We start from the raw sequence: 23,252 nt of genomic DNA on the forward strand, positions 1-23,252 counted from the left end.
TCCTTGTTCATTCTCACTTCGAATGTCGGGCGGGCGGATGCACCGCTCGGTCCAGCCGCACCGCGACGAAACCCAGGGTCGACAGCGCACCGGCCATGAGCAGATCACCGGGTGCGAGCGCTTGGGTGCCCAGAAGGTGTTGCAGCGGAGGTAGATACAGCCCGCTCAGCTGCAGAGCCAACGCCACGGTGACGGCGACCAGCAGCAGCGGATTGGCTCGCGACCACAGCCGCGACCGAGAGCCCAGCGCGACGCCCAGCTGCGTGGCCCCCAGCGTGAAGAACGCCATGCTCTGCCAGGGCCGGTCGGTGTGCTGCGCCCACACCGCCGCGCCGAGCGTGACACCGGTCAGCACCACGGCGATGCGCGGCACGCGCTGCCACAGCCCGCCACCGAGAATCCTCTGAGTCGGCGGTTGGGGACCTCGCCTCATCGTCCGCGGGTCCGCGGGCTCCCCGCCCAGAGCGACACCGGGCAGACCGTGCGTCAGCAGGTTGATCCACAGAATCTGAGCCGCGGTCAGCGGTAACGCGAACCCGAGGAACGGTCCGACCATCATGACCGCGATCTCCGCCGCCCCACCGGAAAGCCCGTAGACGAGGAAGCGCCGGATGTTGGCGTAGATCCTGCGGCCCTCTTCCACCGCGGCGACAACGGTGCCGAGATTGTCGTCGGCGAGCACGAGATCGGCCGCCTGCCGGGCAACCTCGGTGCCGCGTCCGCCCATCGCCACACCGATGTCGGCGCGGCGCAGTGCGGGTCCGTCGTTCACGCCGTCGCCGTTCATGGCCACCACTTCACCGCACGCACGCAACGCCTCGATGATGTCGAGCTTCTGGGCCGGGGTGGCTCGCGCGTAGACATTCGCCGGCGGCAGCCCCGGCTCGGCACGGCAATCCACCACCGCATCGTCCGGGCCGATGATCCCCACCTCGGTGGCGATGGCGCGGGCGGTGCCCGGGTGATCACCGGTGATCAGAATCGGCCGGATACCGGCTCGGCGGCAGGCAGCGATACTGTCGGCGGCCGCGCGCCGGGGCGGATCGACGAGGGCGATCAGGCCGAGCAGACGCAGTCCGCGCTCGAGTTGATCCCCGTCCCGCGGGCAGTCGTCCCGATCCCCCTCGGCGACGGCCAAAACCCGGTACCCGGCGTGCGCCCACCGATCCACCTGTTCGGCGGTCTGTCGCACGTGGACCGAAACATCTTCCACGACAGCGGCGTTCAGCACCGCTTCGGGTGCACCCTTGCAGATCACCCGGTATCGGCCGTGCGGCAGCCGATGCACGGTACTCATCCGTTTCCGATCACTGTCGAAGGGCCGCTCGCCGACGCGCGGCGCATTCGCCTCCAGGCTTTCGTGTTCCAGACCCAACTTGGCCGCGACGCACAACAGTGCCACCTCGGTCGGATCCCCCACCGCGGCCCATTCCTCGCCCCGGCCGTCCGAGGCCAGCAGCCGCGCATCGTTGCACAAAGCCGCCGCCGACAGCAGTTGGGTAATCGCCGGATGGTCGGCCATGCCGAGCACTCGGTCACCGATACGCACGAAACCCTCTGGCGCACATCCGGACCCGGTGACGACCGCCGCACCGCCCGGCGTCCACAGGGCGCAGGCGGTCATGCGGCCCTCGGTAAGGGTGCCGGTCTTGTCGGTGGCCAGGACCGTCACCGATCCGAGCGTCTCGACGGCAGGCAACCTGCGAATCAACGCGTGCCGCTCCGCCATTCGGCGCGCACCGATCGCAAGACCGAGTGTCACCACCGCGGGCAATGATTCCGGCACCGCCGCCACGGCCAGGCTGATCGCGGTGATCACCATCAGTTCGACCGGTTCGCCACGCCACAACCCCAGACCGAGCACGATCACACACAGCACGACCGTGGCACCGGCCACCAACCGCCCGACATCGACCAGCTTGCGCTGCAACGGCGTCAGGCCCGGCCCCCGCTCCAGCAGCCGCGCGATACGTCCGGTCGCACTGGCCGCGCCGATCGCGGTCACCACCGCGCGCCCGCGACCACGCACGACCACGGTCCCCGCCGACACCTCATCGGCACCCGTTTTGTCCACCGGCACCGACTCACCGGTCAGCGCGGACTCGTCCACCAGCAGAGCCGCCGCCTCACTCACGGTCGCGTCGGCCGCGACGATATCGCCTTCGGCCAGCACCAGCAGATCCCCTACCACGACAGCGGTGGCAGGCACCTCACACTGCCGCCCATCTCGGATCACTCGCGCGGTCGGTGCGGTCAGCCGAGTGAGCGCGGCGATCGCGTGGTCGGCGCGCAGTTCCTGCGCCACACCGACTGTCGTGTTGACGACGATGACGAGCAGGATCACCGACATGTCGGGCCAGTCACCGGTCGCGGCGGTCAAAACCGTCGCGACCAGCAATACCGCGATCAATGGATCGCGCAGCTGGCTGAGCACCCGCTGTGGCAAGCGAATCGGCGGACGCTGCGGCAAGATGTTCTGGCCCGCCCGCGCCAATCGAGCGGCCGCCTCATCCGAGGAAAGCCCGGACGGTGCGCGGCTCTGGCGTTTTCGAAGGTCGGGCATCGAAGCCTCCAGTCGGTCAGTATCCGGCATCTCGGCGTTGGAACCCCACCAGTCCGACTCCGGCGAGGGCCAGGACGATCGCGGTAATGGTCATCATGGGCGCCGCGGTTACGGTGTCCAGCGGCGCTCTGGGCGTATGAGTGAACGGCGAGGCCTCGTCGAACCACCCGGGCAGATCGAACGAGGTGAGGAACAGCACCCCGACGACGCAGTACGCGTACACCGACCACGCCAATGCCGCTGCGGCCCTGGGCAACCACCCGATACCGAGCGCTACCACCGCGACCGCGCACCAAATCGCGGGAACCTCGGCCAGCGCGGCCGCGGTCACCCGCGGCAACTGCGACCCATCGGAAATGGTGAGCCCGTAGCTGAATCCCATCCCCAAACCTCCCGCGGCCGCTACCAGCAGACCGCCCGACGCCGCGACGACGAGATGACTTGCCAGCCAAGAGGATCGGCTCGTCCGATTGGCCAATACCAGCTCCGCCCGGCCCGCCGTCTCCTCACCTCGCGCCCGCAACGCCGCGACGATACCGTACGCGGCGGCCAGCAGCGAAGTGATCACCAGGCACAGCGACAGATACGAATTCACGGCATCGGCCACACCACCGGGCAGATAGTCGGCGATCTCCGGATAGTCGGCAAGATAGTCCTCGATACTCTCGGCGAACGAACCGTAGGCGACGCCGAGCGCGAAAACACCTGCGGTCCAGCCGATCAGCGCAGCGCGATGCAGTCGCCACGCCAGCCCGAGCGGCGATCCGAACGCCCACGACGCGGTCGCTCGACCACGGCCGTAGCGCAGCAGCCCCGCCCCGAAATCGCGCCGATCCAGCAGCCCGAACGCGATGCCGGACAACGCGAGCGCCGCGGCGGCGGACAACAGCAGCGGCCACCACCGGTCCTCCACGTAGGGATAGCCGCGCTGCCCCCAGCCGATCGGAGACGCCCAGGACACCGCCCCGCCGCTCACATCGCCGATCGCGCGCAGCACATAGGCGGCGATGATCGCCAGGGTGACGAAACCGTAGACGCCGCGCGGATTTTCGAAGATCTGCACCGCGACGCCGGTGAGCGCGGCGAAGACCACACCCACTCCCGCCAGCGCGAACCCGAACAGCACCGATCCACCGACCGGAAGTCCGGTCACCACGGCCACACCCGCCACGAGGACGACCACGGCGCAGTCGGCCAGCCCCGCCAGCGCGAGCGCGGCCACGGCGGGAGCACGGCGGCCCACCCGAGCCGAACGGATCAGCTCCGCCCGCCCGGTCTCCTCGTCCGAACGCGTATGCCGTACGACGAGAAACATATTCATCAACGCCGTCACGATCGACAAGTAGGCGAAGATCTCGAACACGATCTCGCCGCCGACACTGTCCAGCAACCGCGCCGGACCGCTCATGGCCAGCGCCGCGGAACTGGCGGTCATCGTCGCGCGCAGTTGCGCGAGTTTCTCCGGCGTCGCGTACAGCCGTTGACTGCCGGTCGATTGCAAGATCAGTAGCGCCGCGATACCCGCCAGCCAGCACGGCACCGCGAATCGCTCCCGCCGCAGAACGAACGACAGCAGCGCGTCCGCGCCGGCGAGGTTGCGGTGCGACATCTCCCGACAGCGTTCGAGGGTATTCACGAGCTGTGCTCCGACACGGGTTCGGATCGGGCTCGGTAATGCCGTAGGAAGATGTCCTCGAGCGTCGGCGGCGTACAGGTGAGGCTGCGCACGCCGAGATCGCCCAGCATGCGCACGACCGCATCCAGATGCGCGGCATCGACAGCGAAACGCGCCCGGCGACCGTTGCCGACCAGGTCGTGTACACCCGCCGCCAGCCGCAATCGGGTCAGCGGGCGTATGGTTTCCACGGCGATTTCGGTTCTGGTCAGATGCCGCAGCTCCGACAACGTTCCGCAATCCACCGTGCGCCCGTCGCGGATGATGCTCACCCGATCGCACAGCGCCTCGACCTCACCGAGAATGTGACTCGACAGCAGAATCGTGCGTCCTTGCGTCTTCATCTCCTCGACGCAGCGCCGGAATTCGGCCTCCTTCAACGGATCCAGTCCGACGGTGGGCTCATCGAGCAACAGTAGTTCGGCGCGAGAGGCCAACGCGGCCACCAGCGCCACCTTCTGCCGATTGCCCTTGGAATAGGTGCGGGCCTTGCAGCTGGGGTCCAGATCGAATCGCTGCAGCAACTCGTCACGGCGGCGGCGATCTACATCGCCGCGCAGGCGAGCCATCAGGTCGATCACCTCCCCGCCGGTAATCGCCGGCCACAGCGTGACCTCGCCCGGCACGTACGCCATCCGCGCGTGCAATGCGACCGCGTCCCGCCACGGATCGGCGCCGAGCACCCGAGCCGAGCCCGCATCCGCGCGCAGCAGTCCGAGCAGAACGCGGATGGTCGTGGTCTTGCCCGACCCGTTGGGCCCCAGAAATCCGTGCACCTCCCCGGTCCGGACCGTCAGGTCCAATCCGTTCAGCGCCCGCACCGAACCGAATGTCTTCACCAGATCGGCGATCGAGATCGCGGGTTCGGTATCCACACTGCCTCCTCGGCATCGCCGTACTGCGTCCAGCTTGCGGTCCGCGCCGGTTGACATGGAGGGGACATGGCCTCGGACCGCGGGGACCAAAGGCACTTTCGGCGGGCACCGCTCGCGGTGGACCGTCGAGTGAGGAGCCGATCACCCATCCGAGGAGTACTCATGCGCGCAATGGTCTTTCACGGTCCCGGACAGAAATCCTGGGACGAGGTTCCCGATCCGACGATTCAAGAGCCGACCGATGCGATCGTCGAGGTCTCCTCGGTCACGATCTGCGGCACTGATCTGCACATCCTCAAAGGCGACGTCCCGGAGTTCACGCCGGGCCGGATCCTCGGCCACGAAGCCGTCGGGCATATCGTCGCCGTCGGTTCGGGCGTGCACACCCGCCGCGTCGGTGATCGAGTCCTGTTGTCGTGCATCAGTTCCTGCGGCACCTGCCGGTTCTGCCGAGAGGGCCGCTACGGGCAGTGCCTCGGTGGCGGCGGCTGGGCGCTCGGGCATCTGATCGACGGCACGCAGGCCGAGCTCGTCCGCGTTCCCTTCGTCGACACCTCGACCCATCTCATCCCGGAGCACATCCCCAACGACGAGATGCTGATGCTCGCCGACATCCTGCCCACCAGCTACGAGGTGGGCGTACTCAACGGCAACGTCCGTCCCGGCGACACCGTCGCCATCATCGGAGCCGGACCGATCGGACTGGCCGCCATCACCACGGCCAGGCTCTACAGCCCGGCCCGCATCATCGCCGTCGACCTGGCCGACAGCCGATTGTCGGCCGCCCACAAACTGGGCGCGGATGTGATCGTCAACAGCGGCCGCGACAACGCCCTCGACATCGTTCGCGAGCTCACCGACGGTCTCGGCGCCGACGTCGCGATCGAGGCCGTCGGCATCCCCGAAACCTTCGAGACCGCAGTCGAATCGGTGCGTCCGGGCGGACACGTCGCCAATATCGGCGTGCACGGCAAACCCGCGACCCTGCACCTCGAGAACATCTGGATCCGCGATTTGACCATCACCACCGGCCTGGTCGACACCCACTCCACCCCCACCCTGATCAAACTCATCGAAAGCCATCGCTTCGACCCCAGCGCCATGATCACCCATCACTTCACCATGGACCAGTTCGAACTCGCCTACGACACCTTCGACCGCGCCGAGCAGACCAGCGCACTGAAGGTCGTCGTCGACAAGTACTACTGATGAGCCTGCCGCGGGCCGTCGAGCCGACCGCGCATCTGGATCTGGTCCTGCGCGATCTACGCAGCACCAGATCCGGCCTCTCCAGCCGGGAGGCTGCGCGGCGACTGCTGCACGCCGGCCCCAATGCCCTGCGCCGACGCGGCGGACCGCGATGGCCGCGTGAGCTGGCTCGTCAGTTCACCCATCCGCTGGCGTTGTTACTTTGGGCGGCGGCGGGTTTGGCGTTCTCGGTCGGCATCGTCACCATCGGCACGGCGATCATCGCGGTGATCGCGCTCAACGCGGCCTTCGCCTTCGCCCAGGAGCGTCACGCCGAGCACGCGGTGGAGGCATTGGCGGCGTTCATTCCACAGCACGCCAAAGCGTTTCGAGACGGCCGGGAGTCCGAGGTCGAGGCCACCGAACTGGTTCCCGGCGATGTCCTGGTGATCGCCGAGGGCGACCGGATCTCGGCGGACGCGCGGCTGATCGACGGTGCGATCCAGGTCGACATGTCCGCGCTGACCGGCGAATCCGCGCCGGTGAACCGCAGCGCCGATCTGCTCGACACACAGGTACCGCTGCTGGACGCGCGCGACATCGTCTTCAGCGGAACCACCTGCGCGCAAGGCGAGGCGCGTGCGCTCGTCTTCGCCACCGGGATGGATACCGAACTCGGTCGCATCGCGTCGCTGTCGGAACGGGTCCACGCCGACGAGAGCCCGCTCGAGCATCAGGTTCGCCGAGTCGCCTGGCTGATCGCGCTCATCTCGGTGCTGCTGGGCGTGGCGTTCATTCCGATCGCGACCTTCGCGGCCGGACTGTCACTGCTCAATGCCGTCATCTTCGCGGTCGGCCTGCTCGTGGGCAACGTGCCCGAGGGGCTGCTGCCGGTGATCACCCTCGCCCTGGCCATCGGCGTGCGGCGACTGGCCGAGCGGGGCGCGGTGGTCAAACGGCTGTCGGCCGTGGAGACACTCGGTTCCACCGATGTCATCTGTACCGACAAGACCGGAACCCTGACCGAGAATCGGATGCGCGCCACCGAGGTGCACACCGCGCTGGGCCGGGTCGACATCGACGGTGAAACCAATTACCGCACAACGCCTTCCGCGCCTCTGCGACGGCTGGCCACGGCGATGGCGGCATGCAACAACGCGCATGTCACCGACGACGGCACATTGGTCGGTGACGCGACCGATGTCGCGGTCCTCGTCGCCGCGCACGCCCTCGTCGGGTCACACCACGGAAACCGCCTGCGGCAGTTCGCCTTCGATTCCGTGCGCAAACGAATGTCCACAATCGACGAATCGGACGCGATATGGGTGCATGTGAAGGGCGCTCCGGAATCGGTACTGCCGCTGTGCGTGACCGAACTCTCCCGCGGCGCGGACCCGATCCCGCTCACCGACCAGCGCCGCACCGAACTGGCCGAGCTCGTCGACGCCCGGGCGACCGAGGGTTTCCGCATGCTCGCCGTCGCCGACCGCCGACTGATTCCCGGTGAACCGCCGCCTCGCGATATCGACAGCGCCGAATCACGTCTCACCCTGCTGGGTTTGGTGGCGATCGTCGATCCGCCGCGCCCCGAGGTGGCCGCTGCCGTCGCCCGCTGCCACACCGCGGGCATCCGTGTCATCGTCATCACCGGCGACCACGGCCTCACCGCGGCCGCGGTCGCCCGCCGCGTCGGCATCGTCCACGGCGATCCGGTCATCGTCACCGGTTCCGAGCTGGCCCGGATGAGCGAAGACGAACTCGACCAATTACTCTCCAGCCCAGCGGAATTGATTTTCGCCCGCTCCTCGCCCGAGGCGAAACTCCGCATCGCCGACGCCCTGCGCGCCACCGGCCACGTCGTCGCCATGACCGGCGACGGCGCCAACGACGCCCCGGCTCTGCGGCGTGCCGATATCGGAATCGCCATGGGCCGCAGCGGAACCGACGTGGCCCGCGAGGCCTCCACCATGGTCCTCACCGACGACAACTTCGCCACCATCGCCGCGGCCGTCGAGGCGGGGCGGCGCGGCTACGACAATATCCGCAAATTCATCTTCTACATCTTCGCCCACGCCACCCCGGAAGTCGTTCCGTTCCTGGTCTTCGCCCTGTCCGGCGGTGCGGTGCCGCTGCCGCTGACCGTGCCGCTGCTGCTGTCGTTCGATGTCGGCACCGAAACGCTTCCCGCACTGGCATTGGGTCGCGAAAGCGCCGAGCCCGGAATCATGACCCGCCCACCGCGTCGACGTTCCGAACCGGTGATCCGCGCACCGATGCTGATCCGCGCCTGGCTGTTCCTCGGGGTGATCTGCGCGGTCCTGGCGCTGCTCGGGTTCTTCGCCGTCCTACTCAGCGCCGGATGGCGTCCGGGCGCACCCACCGGACCCGCGAGCCCACTGCACCACGCCTATGGCCAGGCCGTCACGACAATGTTCGCCGGGATGGTCGCAGGCCAGATCGGCACCGCCTTCGCCGCACGCACCGAGCATGCGTCGCTGCGCTCGATCGGCGTCTTCAGCAATCCGATGCTGCTGTGGGGCATCGGATTCGAGATCGCACTCACCGGCGCGATCCTCTATCTGCCGCCGCTGCAGTACCTGCTCGGCACGACCGCTCCGGCGCCCTGGATGGTCGCGCTGGTCGTGCCGTTCCCCGTCATCGTCTGGGGCGCCGACGAACTACGCCGCTGGTTGATCCGGCGATCGACCGCACCCGAGCCGCCTAGGACCCGTGCGCGAACCCATCAAGATGAGTCGCGGCCGCGTGCGGGATCCGCATCGCACCGTGCAACCGGGCGATAACCTCGGCGAGCAGCGGCGCGATCGAGCAGATCTCCAGCACGGGAGACGGTTCCCGCTGGGCCACGGTGTCGGTCACGACGATCCGGTGGATCCCCACCGCCTGCAGACGTGACGTCGCGCCACTGGTGAGCGGACCGTGCGTGGCCGCGGCCACGAGGCTGTGCGCGTGATAACGCAGCAGCCTGGTCGCGGCCTCGAGCGTCGCACCGGTGGCGATCATGTCGTCGACGATGGCGACCGGACGCTCGTCCACGGAACCGAGCAACTCCAATGCCGAAACGCGAGTCCCGCTTTCGCGATGTTTGCGCACGATCGCGATCGAACACCGCATGACCGAGGCGAACTGCTCGCACCGTTCGACCGCCCCCGGATCCGGCGCCACGACGACGGTCCGCTCCGACAGCGCCGGTGCGAGGGTGTGCGCCAGCAGTGGCACGGCGCTGACGAGTTCGACCGGCACCGGGCATATGGCCTCCAGATTCGGGGTGTGCGGGTCGACAACGATCAACCGATCCGCGCCCGCGTGCGCGATCGCCTCGCCGACGACTTTCGCGCCGACCGACGCGCCCGCTCCGAACCGCCTGTCCTGCCGCGCGTACCCGAAGTACGGCACCACCGCGGTGACCCGGTCCGCCCGAGCGCGACGGCAGGCATCGATCAGCAGCAACAGCTCGACCAGATGCTCAGCCACCGGCGGCGACGTCGGCTGCACGATGTACACATCCTCACCGGCGACGTCATCGACCAGCGGCAATACCTCACCGTCCGGATACCGTTCCAGCCCAGCACTTCTCGACCCGATCCCCAGTTGGGCCCCGACCGCATCCGCCAACCTCGGATTGGCGCTACCGGCGATGATGCGCAGCGAGTCCATTGTTCGTCCTTTCCGAGGCCGAAACGGCAATTGCTCCTTTCAGCGTCGGCGGCGAGAAGCGGAACCGACAGATCCTCTCGTCGCTGCGCGCCGGGCCGTTGGTCCCGTCCTCCGGCCACGAAGTCCTCTTCTTCTCGACCGTTCCGGCAGGCGATCGTTGAAGCAACGAGAAAGGACAGACCATGATCGTGCATATCCTGGGCCACGGACGATTCCGCGTCGACGACTCGCATCGAGCCGATTTCGACGATCTCGAAGATCAGCTCCTGCTGGCCGCCGACGCCCACGACGACGACGGTTTCGAACTCGTACTCGGCCAATTGCGCGCAATAGCCCACGAGCTCGGCACCGCGACGAGCAAACACGAGGCGGCCGATCTGACCCTGCCCACCACGAATCTGGCTGTGCCCGAAACACTCACGCTGCTGCACTGCGAGGCGGCTGCACCGCGGACGCGGCGCTGACTCGAACTTCGACGAGGTTCAGGACGCCGCTGGGCGTTACTCGATGGGTTGCCACAGTTCGGGTGTGATCGGCGTTGGGACCGAGTGGGATGTGCCGGTTTGGATGTCGGCGATGATGCGGGTTGCCCAGTCCACGGGGTGGTCGTGGCCGAGGAGGTTGGCCAGGTGGTGGAGACGGCGGCGGCGTTCGGTGTGGTCGAGAGATATGGCATGGGTCAGGGTGTTGGTGAGGTTCTCGTGCGATCGGGGGTCGGTGAGCAGAGCGGCGTCGCCGAGTTGCGTCGCGGCACCGGTGTAGCGGGACAGCACCAGCACCCCGGGTGGGACAACGGATTCGATGACGGCGGCTTGGGCGGTGATGAATTCTTTGGCGGTCAGATTCATGCCGTCCTGCAGCGAAGTCACCCAGAAGACGTCCGCGGCCACGTAATGATCGATGACCTCGGCCAGTGGCAGCGTGCGCGAAATGTAGTCGATGGGCTGCCAGCCGTCGCCGCGCCAGGTGTCATTGACTTCGCCGATGCGCCGCTCGAGGGTGCTGCGGGTGGTGTCGTAGGCGGTGATGCCGGACTCCGGCGGCGGGCAGATGAGCCGGAACATCAACCGGCCGCGCAGGTCCGGGCGGCGATCCAGCACCGTCGCGAACGCGTCGACTTTCTGAATAGGGGCTTTGGCGTAATCGAGACGCTCGACAGACAGCACCAGCGTGTATCGCTTTGACGGCAGCTCGGCTGCACGGTGGCGGGCGAGTGCTTCGATCGCCGCACGGTCGATGCCGAGGGGGTGGACGCCCACGGCCGGGAGTGTCGGCTGCTCGCCGAGGGTGTGGCCGAAGTTGTCGGCGAATGCGGTGGTGTGAAATCCCGCCCAGTCCAATTGGGCCAGGGAACAGCGGATCTCATCGGCCGTGGGCAGCGCCGCGAACAGGTGCGGCGGTGGGAACGGGGTGTGGTGGAACAGTCCGATACGCAGGTCGGGCCGGATGCGGCGCAGCAGGCCCGGGACGAGCCAGAGGTTGTAGTCGTGGAGCCAGACGACCGCACCGCGCGCCGCCTGCGCGCGGATGTGTTGGGCATAGCGTTGATTGATCGCGCGGTAGTGGGTCCAGGCGCCGGCGTCGAAGCGCATGCGACGCGGTTCGGACATGAGGATCGGCCAGAGCGTGTCCTTGCAGGCGCGATGGAAATAGCCGCGCCATTCCTCGGCGCTCACTCGCAGAAGTGTGAGCGGAACCTCGTGCTCGCCTTCGTCGATATCGTCGCCCACCCCGGCGGCAACCCAGATACCCCGCAGCCCTCGGGAAAACAGCGCGGTCAGGGTGGGCAGAATTCCGTTCGGGCTGGACAGTGCCTGATGTCGCGGTACCGGAGGCCGGTGATAGCCGACGATCAGGGAGTACCGCTCATCGGTGCGCCTCGGCGATGCGACGTGGTCCTGCGCTACCACCCACCACCGTCTCCGGTCGGTCGTCTCATTGCCCGACGGCGTGCCGTCCCGCGGGGTGACCCGGATCCGCATCATCACCTCAAATTAACACCGGGAATGCGAATAGCGCTGCCGCCGTGGTCATTTCGACCCCACGCGAACCACCCACCCGGTGGCGAGGTCGGTTTTTCGCGCTGATCAGCCTGCCCATGGTCCGCGCCCCATGGCCCCAACGGGAATCAGCATCACCGGCACCGGGGCCTCGCCGACCGTCCGGCGTACCGTCTGCGCCCGGCCCGGATCCAGTCGCCGAGACCACCCCAGGATGATCAGGTCGGCGTGCTGTGCGGCGAGATCGACCACATGCTCTCCGGGCGCACCGCTGCGCAACGTCAGCGTCGGTGTGGTCTCCGGAAAGTGCGGGGTGCAGTATCGGGCCCGGAATTCCTGCTCCCATACCGGGCGTGCGTGCGCGGCCTGATCCCAGAATTCGGGTGTCGTGGCCGCGTCGAAGACGTGCAGCACCACGATTTCGGTCCCGGCCGTACCGAACAGGCGCACCGTCTCGGCCACCGCCGAGACTGTTTCGTCGGTCCCATCGAGTGGGACCAAGACCTGATGGATCGCCGTGATCGGCCGCGCGGCCGCGGGCACCACGACAACGGGCTTGGTCGCCTGGCGAGCGATCCCCCATCCTTCACCGTCGAGCGCGACGAGGCCCAGAATCACGTCCGGGGCGGCGAGCTGCTCGAGGAATTCGTCGTCCGTTACCTCGGCCGGGATCGTCCTCATCCCACCACCGACCGCCTCCGCGAGGGCGTGGGCCATCTCCAGAACCGCGTCTCCGTCTCGAATCAGAATGTCGCTCACAGCGTTTCCCTACTCGGAGTAGGACAGAACAATTCATCGGTCACCACGACCGGTTCGGTATCGCCCACCGACACCGGGATCGGCCCGTCGGCTACGACACGCACGCCCTCCGCGGACAGGTCGAGCCGGATCCGCCGGCCCAGACAGTGAAAGGCCAAGCCCAGCCGCGGCCATCGCGCGGGCAGCGACGGTCGAATCGACAACACGCCCCCGCGCACCCGCACCCCGGCGAACCCCATCAGGACGGCCTGCCATACCCCGCCCATGGTGGCCAGATGCAATCCGCCTGAGGTCATGGCGCTGCGATCGTCCAGATCCATCCGCAGCGCCGGACGCAGCACCTCCAGCGCCTCGTCCGGACGACCCGCCCGCGCGAGCACGCACGCCATCACCGCCGGGGACAACGAGGATCCGTGCGTGGTGCGCGGCCCGTAGTACTCCAGGTTGACTGCCAGCGAATCGGGCGCGACTTCGTCGGGCACCAGGTGATGCAGCATCAGCACATCGGGTTGTTTGATCAATTGTGACCCGGCCACCCGCGCCTGCCCCAGCAATACGTCGGCCGCGACCGGCCCACCGCCCAATGCCGTCACGGTCAGTGTTTCCAAACCGTAGTAGCCACGGAACTGCTCATAGCGGCCGTCGGCGCCCAGCCCGTCGACGATGCGCTCCGCCAGGTCTTTCCATAAACCGAATTCCGTGGCCTCCACCGCGCTTCGGGGTAGGAGTCGACTGGCGCGCCGAAGGTTCCAGCGGGCCATGACATTCGTGTACGCGTTGTCGTCGACGGTTTCGTGATATTCGTCCGGTCCGATCACCGCATCGATGTGGCCGCGTCCGTCCTCACCCAACCGTATCCGTGAGGCCCAGTATCGAGCCGTTTCGATGAGCAGATCGCGGCCGTCGGATTCGAGATAGTGAGTCGATCCGATCCATTCGGCGTAATGATCTGCCGCCCAGGCGATATCGGCGGTGACGTGCTCCTCCTGCGCACCGGTGCGGATGGGGACCGCTGTGCCGCCGAGGAAGCCGGTGCGCGGCGTCACATCCGTGCCGTCCGCCGCCGACTCCCAGGGAAACCGCGCACCGTGACGCCCCTCGGCCCGTGCGCGAGACCGCGCCGCGCCCAGCCGGTTTCGCCGGTACTCCAGCATGGCCGCCGCCGCGGCCGGATCCATACTCACCAACGCGGGCAGAACGAAGACATCGGCATCCCAGAACACATGCCCGCGATACCCCGCCCCGGAGATTCCCCGCGCCCCCACCGCCGATTCACCGTGAGCGTCGGCATTGCACCACAGCTGAAACAGCGCGTACCGCACCGCCACCTCGGTCTCCGGATCATCGGGAAGCTCGATTCCGACCTCCGACCATCGCCGTGCCCAGGCAGCCCGATGGTCGGCGAGTAGTTCGTCGAATCCGTGATGCCAGGCCCGCTGCAACTTCCGCGCGGCGCGACCGGCCCCCGTTCGATCCAGTGACTCCACCACGAACGCCGCCACCCGCTCCAGTCCATCACCGTTCACACGCTGCGCGGCCGCACCCACGATCGCGCCGCCCTCCGATTCGACACGCAGACAACGCGTCTCGGTGGCAGACCCCATGGACAGCACCTGTTCGTACTCGATGACGACCCCGCACTGTGCGCCGGGAGCCCGCATGGGCGGACCCGGCCGCACATCGCCGAACACCCGCATGCCCATCACGCCGGGACGCAGCGCACAGGCGAACCGCAAGCTGCGAAACGCGTTCTCCCCGAAGCCACTCCGCCGATAAAGCACTCCGTCGTGCAGATCGAGCACGAACTCGGCCGCCGGTCTCGCCGACGATTCCACCCGGGTCCAGATCGGCCCCTCGAGCAGATGCTGCTCCGCGCCGACACCGGCGTAGACCCCCGCCGCGAGCACGCCCGGCGACGCGTCGCCGCTCTCCTCCGGCGCTGCCCGGATCGCGAATCCGCCGGAACCAACGCTGAATACGGCCTCATCTGCGACCGCGGGCCGTATCGGGCTGTGCCGGATGGTCCAGCGCGGGTCCCATCCGCCGCTTGGGCCGGTCACCGCGACTCGGCCGTCAGGGATTCCACGCAGTCGTCCATCGTGCATGGAAAGTCGATCGAATCGAGGTCCAGGGCGGTACGCACACGGGACATGGTGTCGGACACGATGATTCACTGCCCCTCTCATCCTGTTCCGATCGGTGGGCGTCGTCCTCCGACATCTATCCCCATAAGCCGCGGGACCGTCCTCGTCATTACGGCAGCGGGTCGGAATCCAGAACCTTCATACGCCGGACGTACTCGTCGTCATCGATCTCGCCGCGCGCGTACCGACCGGCCAGCACCTGTTGCGGGCTGGGCCGAGCCGGGCCGGAGACCGACATCCCGGCCGCGCGGCTGACGTAGCGGACCAACACGACAATGCCGCCGATCACGAGCGCCCAGAAGACGATCATGCCGACCGCCATCATCCCGTAGGCCCATCCGCTCATTCCGGTGCCGTACCACATCATCACGGTCGTACTCCTCCGCACCTGGTAGATCGCATCTGTTCACTCAGGTTCCCGCGGACGCGAGTGAATCGACAGAGGCCGATGGTCCCCATACATCGGGTAGGACGCCTCTCATTCTCGCCGCGGCCGGCGCGCAGGCTCGACATATGGAGCCGGAACGCAAACGCATCGCTGTCGTCTACGCGACGGCGCAGGGATCCACTCGTGACATCGCCGAATTCATCGGAGCCGAACTCACCGCGCGTGGGGCCCGGGTGGAGGTCGCCGATGTCGCGCACGCACCGGAACTGAGTCGATTCGACGCCGTGGTCATCGGCAGCGCCATCCACAATCGCGACTTTCTCCCCGATGCCGTGTCCTATATCCAGGAGCACCGACGTCAATTGGCGAAGTCGGATGTGTGGATGTTCAGCGTCGGTCTCGGTCCGGCGCTGGTCGGGCCGATCGGACGCAGAATCGGCCGCTTGGTGCCGACAAAGATTGCCGCCCTGCGTGATTCGATCCACCCGCGCGAGTACCGGCCGTTCGCAGGACATTACGAGCGCGCCGGGGTCGACCTGTTCGCCCGCGCCATCTACCGCACCATGGGCGGTGCCCGCTACGGCGATCTGCGCGACTGGGCCGCCATTCGGGAATGGGCATCCGACGTCGCCGCGGAATTGCACCTGCCCGAACCGAAATCCTCGACCATTCAGCCATAGAAAGCCGACCACCGTGCCCTATCACCACGATCCCCTGGCCCCGGCCGTGCACACCGCCCACATCTGGGTCCACGCGGTAGCCGACGCGCTGAACACCGAGGACCGCGCCTTCGCCCACCGCGCGCTGCGCGCGTGGTTGCACACCGTACGCGACCAGCTCGGCGTCTCCGCCGCCGCTCATCTCAGCGCTCAGCTACCGGAATTGTTGCGCGGCACATTCTTCGAGGGCTGGATGCCGAACCAGGTGCCCGCTCCACACGACGCCACCGCGTTCGTGAACCAGTTCGCGGCCACCGCCCGCGTCACCGCCGACGAGGCCGCCGCCCTCATCGGCGCGGTCACGGAGGCGTTGACCGATCTGTTCTCCCCGGGCCAACTCGAGCACGTTTTCACCGTGTTGCCTGCGGATCTGCGGAAACTGTTGCGCGGCAGCGATCTCGACGGAACCTTCGGCCCCGATGCCGACGCGACCGCGTATCTCCGCGCCCGCGTACGCACGCTGACCGAAGCGGTCGCGGTCCTCGCCCACGCTCTCGAACAGCTCCCAGGCGCTGAGCAACTCGGGCCCGACGGCATCTCCGCCGCCGAACACGCCCACCGAATCCTGGTCGCCGAGGGACTCACCGACCGACCCTGAGGAGTCCGCATGCCCACCGAAACCCTGCCACTGGGCCGGATAGCCGGCATCCGGATCGGCGTACATTGGTCGGTCCTGGTCACGATCGCTTTGTTCACCTGGATCCTGCACAGCACGCTGACCGGACGCGGCTCACCCGGGTGGCTCTGGATCATCGCCGCCATCGGCGCGCTGGCGCTGATCGCCTCGCTCGCCGCGCACGAGCTGGCGCACTCGGTCGTCGCGCGCCGCGGCGGTGTCGGCGTCGACCGGATCGTGCTGTGGCTGCTCGGCGGCGTCTCCGAGCTCAGCGACGAACCTCGTGATGCCCGAACCGATCTGCGCATCGCCATCGCCGGACCAGTGACCAGCCTCCTGCTGGCTGCCGGCGGTTTCGTCGGGGCCGTGATCACCGCGGCATTCGTTCCCGGCACTGCCGTCGTGGCCGTACTGGTCTGGCTGTCGGCGACCAACGCACTGTTGGCGCTGTTCAATCTGCTGCCCGGCGCACCGCTGGACGGCGGCAGGGTAATGCGTGCGCTGATCTGGGCCCGCACCGGCGATCGTCTGCGCGCGGCGACCGCGGCCGCGCGCAGTGGCCGCACGCTCGGCACGGTGCTCATGGTTCTCGGTGTCGGGGAGCTGATCGTCTTTCATCAACTCGGCGGATTGTGGTTGCTGCTACTCGGCTGGTACCTGCAGACCGCCGCCCTGGGCGAACTCGCCGTCGCGGGCCTGCGACATCGGCTCGGCGACAGCAGAATTCGCGATGTGATGACCAGCCCCGCGCTGGCCGTACCCGCGCAGTGGTCGATCGATCGCCTGCTGCACTCGTCCGCGCCCGACAGCGGCCATCGCGTATTCCCGGTCGTCGACCTCGACGGACATCCGCTCGCGGTCCTGGCCTGGTCCGACGTGGTGGCGGTACCGGCCGCCACCCGGGCGACCACACAGATTTCGGGGGTGGCACGCCGCCTGCCACCGGGCGGCATCCTCGCCGAGGACGGCCTGCTGGCCGACGCCGCCACCCGCGTGGTCCTGCGCCCCAGCCTCGACGCGATCGCCGTGGTCGACCCCGCGGGCCGACTGACCGGCATCGTGACCGCCACCGACCTGGCTACCGCGTGCGACCGTTCCGCGCTGGGACTGCCGATCCGAAAAACCCACTCCCCCACTCTTTTCCCCGCACCCCCGAATCTGCCCACCGCGTGAAGGAGAAATCCATGCCCTGGGTCCTCGCCACGATAGCCATCGCCGCGTTCATCGCCGTGATGGTGAAACTGACGTCCTACCTGTCCCGCGCCGATCGACCCTAGCGATCACACCGCGCCGCGGACCACCACGATCGGACATTCCACCGACTGCGCCACGGCGGCACTGGTCGAGCCCAGCAGCATACCCGCGAAACCACCGCGGCCGCGGCTGCCGACCACGAGCAGTTGCGCGTTCTCCGCGGCCTCGACCAACGAGCGAACCGGGTTGTCGTGCATCAGCATCCGCGTCACCGCGACATCGGCACAGCGTTCGGCATACCCGGCCAGATGATCGGCCAAGCGGGCTTCCTCCTGTTCCCGGATCGCCTCCAGCGCTTCTTCCGTCCGGTGCAGACCGCTGGTGTCGCTCCACGCGTGCAGCGCCACCAGCCCCACCTTGCGCAGCGACGCCTCCTCCAATGCCATCTCGATGGCGGGCATACTGTTCGGACCGCCGTCGACACCGACGAGCACCGGTCGGCCCGCCAACACCGGATCGGTAGCCGGCGAACCGTGGATCACGGCCACTGGGCAGTTCGCGTGGTAGATCAGGGCCGAGCTCACCGAGCCGAGCAGGGCCCGACCGAACGCACCGAGCCCGCGGCTACCGACCACCACCATGCGCACCGCGCTCGAGCGGGTCAACAGCTCCGGGATGACCGGCGCCTCCGTGATCTCGGTGCTGATGTCCAGCGCGTCGGACACTGCGGCGCGCACCACTCGAACGGCCTCGGTCAGCACCCGTTCACCCTGGATGTCGAACCAGTCCCGGTTGGTGCCGCCCAGTACGGGCGCGGGACCGAATCCGGTCTGCAGCATCACACTCGTCAGCAAATGCAGCCGCCGCCCGTGCAGAGCGGCCTCCATCGCGGCCCATGCCGCCGCGTGGTAGGCCGCCGTCGAACCATCGACCGCCGCGAGGATCGGTCGCGAATCCGTTGTGGACGAAGCTATTCGGTCAGTCACTGAACGCTCCCTGTGATGCCGGTGTATCCGCGCGCGACAGCGCCCACGGAACGGTCCAGGTCGCCCGAACGGCAAGTTCCAGCGCCTGCCGGTTCCGCTCGTCGACATAGCCGAACAGATCGCGCAGCGGCCCGCGCTCGGCCGGCTCCACCGCATCGATCCGGCGACCCAGGCGTTCGAGATCATCGCGAATACACGACAGCCGGTAGACCGATCCGCCGCGTCGACCGGCGGCCAGCACCGCCGACAGACCGTCCTCGATATCCCTCCGTTCGCCGGTCAGCCACGCCGCCCGATCGCGCACCGCGCGCAGGCTCGACGCATCCAGGTAGTCGTACAGTCGGCGCACGGCCCGCTGATCCGGATCGGTGAGGTCCAAGGCTCGCGCCTCGCCCGCCATCGCGAGCACCGCACGCCGCACGCTGCGCACATTTCCGGTATCCGGCGCTTCACGCAACGAGTCCGCGAGCGAAAGCAATTGCCGTTCGATCCGATTCATCCCGGGGCCTCCTCGTTCGGGACCGCGTCGCCGGAATGCGCTCCGGTCGCGTAATCACCGTAGGAGTCGTGCCGCCGCTCGCGCTGCGGCCCAAAGCCAGCGAACCCGAGGGCCTTTGTGCTCTCAGCAGCGCACACCGGTGATGGCGAAACGTTCGACGCCAGCCGCATGCCCGCCCGTGGCAACCGCGACGGTCAGCGCCCCTGGACACGCACCCGAGAACGGAACGGTCACCGACCACGGGCTGTTCGTCCCGCCGGCCGCCGTCGGCGGCGCCTCGCCCACCGGCTGCTGATGTCCGAGCGCTCGAATCTGCACCCGCAGGCTTTCGTCGACGCCGGTAATCCGGCCGCCGACGGTAACCGGTGCGCGGACTGTCGAGCCATAGCCCGGTGTGGTCAACGACAGCGTGCTGTCCTCGGTGCCCACCACCTCCCACGGGCGATCCGATCCGGTGCCGATCTGCACGAGATGCACGATCGCGGCCGTTGCCGACTGTCCGTTCGGATTGGCGAAACCGACACTCACCCAAGCCTGTTCGCCGCGCACATCGGTCTTCACGATCTTGTCGACATTCGTATAACCGAGATACTGCTGGGTGAACATCTGCGCGATCAGACCCGCGTCGAGATGCCAGGGCTGATGCCCGCCCGGATTCGCCTCGCGCTGCCAGGCGACCGCATCGGCGACACCACCGAACGGCCACAGGGGCTGATAGGCGAATCCGTCGGGCGTCGGCTGCCCCTGTGTCGTGGCCCGAGACCCTGTGGCCGGGCTGGACGGCCCCGCCGACGCACCGGGCGGGGCCGTCACCGGCGGCGAGCCGGGCGCACCCGACTCGTTGCTGGCGTGCCGCACTATCGCGAACAACGCGAGCGCGGCGATCACCAACGCGACGACGGCGATGATCACCACTGCGGCCGAAACCCCCTGCCGCGCTGGTGGTTTCTCGGTCATCTCACTCGGAACCCTGGTCGAGACGGAACGGCGGGTATTCATCGCGCATCAGGGCGGCGTAGGCGAGCGTGCGATAGAGCCACCGATTGATCCCGAGCACGAAATCGAATACCCCTCGCGGATAGCGCCCGGTGACCAACAGGGCCACCGCGGCGATCAGAACAAGCACCCCGATCAGCGGAATAGCGGTGGCGTTGTTCCGAGAGCCGCCCTCGCTCAGCGCCACCGCCCCGCCGAACATCGCCGACACCACCAGATAGTGTGGAATCGCCAGCAGCCACCACTTCACCAGCACCAGCCAGCGCGACAGCCGCTGCGGATATTCCACTTCCAGATCGGCCGGATAGTCGGTGGGGCGCAACGTGAACGGCGGATACCGGTCGGTGCCCAGCACGGCGTAGCTGTAGAACTGTACCCGCCACGACCACCGGATCACCCCGACATTGAAATCGAAGATCCCGCGCGGATAGCGGCCGGTGAACAGAATCGCGAATCCGGCCACCACGGTCAGCACCGTGAACGCGATCCATAGAAAGAACAGCACCACATAGTGCGGGATCGCGAGAATCCATTTCACCAGCCACAGCCACCGCGACAGCGGTTCATCCAATTCGCCGCGCAGTCGAACCGGCCGGATCGGCCCTTCGGTCTGGGTATCTCGAGTCGATTCGATGCTCATCGTCGATTCTCCTGATGCTGTCGCGGGTGGCCGGAGTGGGTTATTCGCCGTTCTTGATCTCGACCTTGCGGGCGAGATCCTTCTCTTCGGCCAGCGGCACGCTGACGGTCAGAATCCCTTGGGCGTACGAGGCGTCGATACCGTCCTCATCGGCCCCCGCGGGCAGCGTCACGGTGCGCTCGAACGAGCCGTAGCTGAACTCCGAACGGCCCTTCTCCTCATGCTTTTCGGTGCGCTCGGCCTTGATGGTCAACCGGCCGTTCTGGACCGACACATCGACATCGGCGAGATCCATGCCCGGCAGTTCCGCGCGGACAACGTAACGACCATCGTCCATGCTGTCCTCGACCCGGATCAGATGGGCGCCGAACGGAGCGACGTTCGGCGCGAACGCATTCCACAGTTCGGCGAAATCGCCCAGCATGGGCATCGGGCGACGCCGGACCGCAAGCTTGCTCATGATTAACTCCTTCTGACGTAACAGGTTCTGACACAGTCAATTTCACTGCGGTCCCGGTATGACGAGCTAGAGCCGGGGGTAGTCGGGCCGAGGGACCGAGGTCCCTAGTCCGGCGACCAAATGCGATTCGCGCACGATGGCGCGCAGGAAGGCTCCGGTGATCGCGGCCATCACCGCGGCCATCACCAGTCCGGCGAGGACGCCCACCAGCAGCACGTCGGTCCTCGATTGACCCGGATGCCACAGCGGCATGGCCACCAGTCCGAATGCCAGCAGGCCGAGCACCCAGCCGACCGCATTCGCCCAGATCCACAACTCGGCGCGATCGGTCCAGCGCCGCAGCACGATCCACTGCGCGATACCGAGACTGAAGACGATCGTCAGCGCCACGCTCGCCATGAGGGGCAGTTGTATCCAGGTCGGCCAGCGACCGATCCGCTCGCCCCACAGCATCGGAATCAGACCCAACAGCCACGCGAACAACGCACCACCCACTGTCGCCGCCGTCCAGCGCGCGGCGGGCAGTCGCGGCAGCACCGGCCGCAACGCGAATGCCTGGAACCAGCCGAGCGTCGAGCCCTCCACGACCGCACTCAGCAGCACCGCGGCAACGACCATCCCCGCGCCCGCGTCAATCGTCGACGCACCCGCCGTGGCAGGAGCGAGAAACCCCAGGAATTCCCCCACGGTCACCAACGAGAACCACCGCCACCACACAAACGAACCCGTCCTCACTCGATCGCGCCGCACGGGGCGGCCGAGGTCGATGACCAGATACGGGTCGGGCTCCCAGCGTCGGTCGTGCGGATGGGCCTGCCGGAAGATCGCCTGCACCTCTTCGTGCTCGAGCGATCCCAGCGCCACGATGCGCCCGGTTCCGGTCAGCCATCGGCCATCGATCCGGATCGATGCCGCATGCGGAGTTCGGAAGTTGCGCCACCACGTCTTCGTGTCGGCACGGGCCACCCGGACGACCACTCTGTCGTCGGTCAACAGATATGACACCGGCAGGGCGACGTGCCGGCCAGAACGCCTTCCCTGATAACGCAATTCACCGATATTGCGAAACAGGCCGGTGACTCGCAACGCCGTCAGCACGGCCGTCGCGCCGGGTCCCGGTGTTTCGTATCGAGTGGTCACGATGTTCTCCGTCGCGTCGGCGCTGGGTGTCGTATCTCGATGGTGCGGGTAGCGACCGTGCGAACCCAGTGCCGAAAGTCCTTCTCGTCGTGCCCGTTCGGAACTCGATCCCGTCGTGTGCACGCTGAACCGAAATCGCAACCAATGACCTTGTGCCCTTGGGCCGATCGATACGGGAGGCCAGGCTTGTTGTGCAGGATCCCTCTGGGGGATCGCCGAATTCGAGAGGTTCGACCATGAAGCCGTTGTCGGAATCGCTGATGGATCTCGCGTCCAAGGTGAAGCAGTTCGAAGAGGCGTCCGCCGCCGCGCGGGAGAAGAATCGCGCCGCGCTGCAGGCTCGGCGAGAGGAGCTGGGAGCGGCCTTCGAACATGAGGGCAGCGAGTTCGAAAAGACCGCCGCGGACCTGCGGGAGGCCGCGCAGAAGTGGTGGGCGGACACCAGGGAAGCCCTCGAACGCCAGATCGAAGTGATGCGTGGCGATTTCGAGAAGTGGCAGGCCGATGTCAAGGCCCATCGGGTGGAGCAAACCGCCCGAACCGCCGACGACGGCAACGCGTCGGAGCCGACGAACAACGGCTGATTCGACGAAGGCGTGATCGGAGACGACGTGAATTCCGCTGGACCTACAGCCGAGACGTCACCCGCAGCGACCTGTTCCAGCTGCTGCGCGACATCCAGGAATTCGCCATGACGCTCACCGCCGCACACGCCGCGGACATTCTATTCTCAAC

20 protein-coding genes and 1 pseudogene are annotated in these 23,252 nt (G+C 67.5%); 7 read left to right on the forward strand and 14 right to left on the reverse strand.

What is annotated here, in order from left to right:
* Nucleotides 1-13: 13 nt before the first annotated feature.
* From NP4_RS06095 to NP4_RS06105, 3 genes are read right to left on the reverse strand one after another with little or no spacing between them, the layout of a single operon-like run.
* Nucleotides 14-2,563: a cation-translocating P-type ATPase gene (locus NP4_RS06095; RefSeq protein ID WP_067993120.1), complete on the reverse strand. Its 2,550-nt coding sequence runs from the start codon at nucleotides 2,561-2,563 to the stop codon at nucleotides 14-16.
* A 16-nt stretch (nucleotides 2,564-2,579) separates the two neighbouring features.
* Complete coding sequence (locus NP4_RS06100) at nucleotides 2,580-4,172, reverse strand: ABC transporter permease (protein WP_067993721.1); 1,593 nt, start codon at nucleotides 4,170-4,172, stop codon at nucleotides 2,580-2,582.
* Between the two features lie 23 nt (nucleotides 4,173-4,195).
* Nucleotides 4,196-5,113: an ABC transporter ATP-binding protein gene (locus tag NP4_RS06105; protein WP_067993123.1), complete on the reverse strand. Its 918-nt coding sequence runs from the start codon at nucleotides 5,111-5,113 to the stop codon at nucleotides 4,196-4,198.
* Between the two features lie 162 nt (nucleotides 5,114-5,275).
* Here NP4_RS06105 and NP4_RS06110 point away from each other — a divergent pair, with 162 nt between their 5' ends.
* Together NP4_RS06110 and NP4_RS06115 are read left to right on the forward strand one after the other, a co-directional pair.
* On the forward strand, nucleotides 5,276-6,322 hold the full coding sequence (locus tag NP4_RS06110; protein WP_067993126.1) for a zinc-dependent alcohol dehydrogenase family protein: 1,047 nt from the start codon (nucleotides 5,276-5,278) through the stop codon (nucleotides 6,320-6,322).
* Nucleotides 6,322-9,102: a cation-translocating P-type ATPase gene (locus tag NP4_RS06115; protein ID WP_082875593.1), complete on the forward strand. Its 2,781-nt coding sequence runs from the start codon at nucleotides 6,322-6,324 to the stop codon at nucleotides 9,100-9,102. The genes NP4_RS06110 and NP4_RS06115 overlap by 1 nt, the downstream gene beginning before the upstream one ends.
* Here the strand turns inward: NP4_RS06115 and NP4_RS06120 are convergent.
* Nucleotides 9,023-9,976, reverse strand: a complete 954-nt coding sequence (locus NP4_RS06120; protein WP_067993130.1) for a ribose-phosphate diphosphokinase — start codon at nucleotides 9,974-9,976, stop codon at nucleotides 9,023-9,025. The genes NP4_RS06115 and NP4_RS06120 overlap by 80 nt on opposite strands.
* Nucleotides 9,977-10,158: 182 nt before the next feature.
* Between NP4_RS06120 and pspAA the strand changes: the two genes are divergently transcribed.
* Nucleotides 10,159-10,440, forward strand: coding sequence for a PspA-associated protein PspAA (gene pspAA / locus NP4_RS06125; protein ID WP_067993133.1), 282 nt, complete (start codon nucleotides 10,159-10,161; stop codon nucleotides 10,438-10,440).
* Between the two features lie 36 nt (nucleotides 10,441-10,476).
* On the opposite strand, the gene NP4_RS06130 is transcribed toward pspAA, so the two are convergent.
* The 4 genes from NP4_RS06130 to NP4_RS06145 form a co-directional block, all read right to left on the reverse strand.
* Nucleotides 10,477-11,961 (reverse strand): alpha,alpha-trehalose-phosphate synthase (UDP-forming), encoded by a 1,485-nt coding sequence (locus tag NP4_RS06130; RefSeq protein WP_067993137.1) that lies wholly within the window; start codon nucleotides 11,959-11,961, stop codon nucleotides 10,477-10,479.
* Nucleotides 11,962-12,063: 102 nt separating this feature from the next.
* Nucleotides 12,064-12,735, reverse strand: a complete 672-nt coding sequence (locus NP4_RS06135; RefSeq protein ID WP_067993140.1) for a universal stress protein — start codon at nucleotides 12,733-12,735, stop codon at nucleotides 12,064-12,066.
* A complete protein-coding gene (locus tag NP4_RS06140; protein WP_067993143.1) occupies nucleotides 12,732-14,795 on the reverse strand; it encodes a glycosyl hydrolase family 65 domain-containing protein in 2,064 nt (687 codons plus the stop codon). Before NP4_RS06140 ends, NP4_RS06135 begins: the two co-directional genes overlap by 4 nt.
* A 193-nt stretch (nucleotides 14,796-14,988) precedes the next feature.
* Nucleotides 14,989-15,246 (reverse strand): SHOCT domain-containing protein, encoded by a 258-nt coding sequence (locus NP4_RS06145; RefSeq protein ID WP_307596530.1) that lies wholly within the window; start codon nucleotides 15,244-15,246, stop codon nucleotides 14,989-14,991.
* 146 nt (nucleotides 15,247-15,392) lie between these two features.
* Here NP4_RS06145 and NP4_RS06150 point away from each other — a divergent pair, with 146 nt between their 5' ends.
* Genes NP4_RS06150 through NP4_RS06160 form a run of 3 tightly spaced genes read left to right on the forward strand, consistent with a single transcriptional unit; the run spans nucleotide 15,393 to nucleotide 17,775 of the window.
* Nucleotides 15,393-15,947, forward strand: a complete 555-nt coding sequence (locus tag NP4_RS06150) for a flavodoxin domain-containing protein (RefSeq protein ID WP_067993149.1) — start codon at nucleotides 15,393-15,395, stop codon at nucleotides 15,945-15,947.
* A 13-nt stretch (nucleotides 15,948-15,960) separates the two neighbouring features.
* Nucleotides 15,961-16,584, forward strand: a complete 624-nt coding sequence (locus NP4_RS06155; RefSeq protein WP_067993152.1) for a DUF2267 domain-containing protein — start codon at nucleotides 15,961-15,963, stop codon at nucleotides 16,582-16,584.
* Between the two features lie 9 nt (nucleotides 16,585-16,593).
* Entirely contained in the window at nucleotides 16,594-17,775 is a 1,182-nt protein-coding gene (locus tag NP4_RS06160; protein WP_067993155.1) for a site-2 protease family protein, read from the forward strand.
* A 107-nt stretch (nucleotides 17,776-17,882) separates the two neighbouring features.
* Here the strand turns inward: NP4_RS06160 and NP4_RS06165 are convergent, their stop codons facing one another.
* From NP4_RS06165 to NP4_RS06190, 6 genes and pseudogenes are all read right to left on the reverse strand, one after another.
* Nucleotides 17,883-18,782, reverse strand: coding sequence for a universal stress protein (locus NP4_RS06165; RefSeq protein ID WP_067993158.1), 900 nt, complete (start codon nucleotides 18,780-18,782; stop codon nucleotides 17,883-17,885).
* Entirely contained in the window at nucleotides 18,775-19,281 is a 507-nt protein-coding gene (locus NP4_RS40710) for a hypothetical protein (protein WP_067993161.1), read from the reverse strand. Before NP4_RS40710 ends, NP4_RS06165 begins: the two co-directional genes overlap by 8 nt.
* Nucleotides 19,282-19,404: 123 nt before the next feature.
* On the reverse strand, nucleotides 19,405-20,238 hold the full coding sequence (locus tag NP4_RS06175) for a Gmad2 immunoglobulin-like domain-containing protein (protein WP_245997203.1): 834 nt from the start codon (nucleotides 20,236-20,238) through the stop codon (nucleotides 19,405-19,407).
* A 10-nt stretch (nucleotides 20,239-20,248) separates the two neighbouring features.
* A pseudogene (locus tag NP4_RS06180) lies at nucleotides 20,249-20,869 on the reverse strand (DUF4389 domain-containing protein); the annotation flags it as partial.
* An 88-nt stretch (nucleotides 20,870-20,957) separates the two neighbouring features.
* Entirely contained in the window at nucleotides 20,958-21,377 is a 420-nt protein-coding gene (locus NP4_RS06185) for an Hsp20/alpha crystallin family protein (RefSeq protein WP_067993167.1), read from the reverse strand.
* A 66-nt stretch (nucleotides 21,378-21,443) separates the two neighbouring features.
* Nucleotides 21,444-22,517, reverse strand: a complete 1,074-nt coding sequence (locus tag NP4_RS06190) for a hypothetical protein (RefSeq protein WP_067993169.1) — start codon at nucleotides 22,515-22,517, stop codon at nucleotides 21,444-21,446.
* 236 nt (nucleotides 22,518-22,753) lie between these two features.
* Here NP4_RS06190 and NP4_RS06195 point away from each other — a divergent pair, with 236 nt between their 5' ends.
* Nucleotides 22,754-23,101 carry a hypothetical protein gene (locus NP4_RS06195; protein ID WP_067993171.1) on the forward strand — a complete coding sequence of 116 codons (348 nt, stop codon included), beginning with the start codon at nucleotides 22,754-22,756 and terminating at the stop codon, nucleotides 23,099-23,101.
* Nucleotides 23,102-23,252: the final 151 nt, after the last annotated feature.

It is taken from the genome of Nocardia pseudobrasiliensis NBRC 108224, assembly GCF_001613105.1.
Classification (GTDB): domain Bacteria; phylum Actinomycetota; class Actinomycetes; order Mycobacteriales; family Mycobacteriaceae; genus Nocardia; species Nocardia pseudobrasiliensis.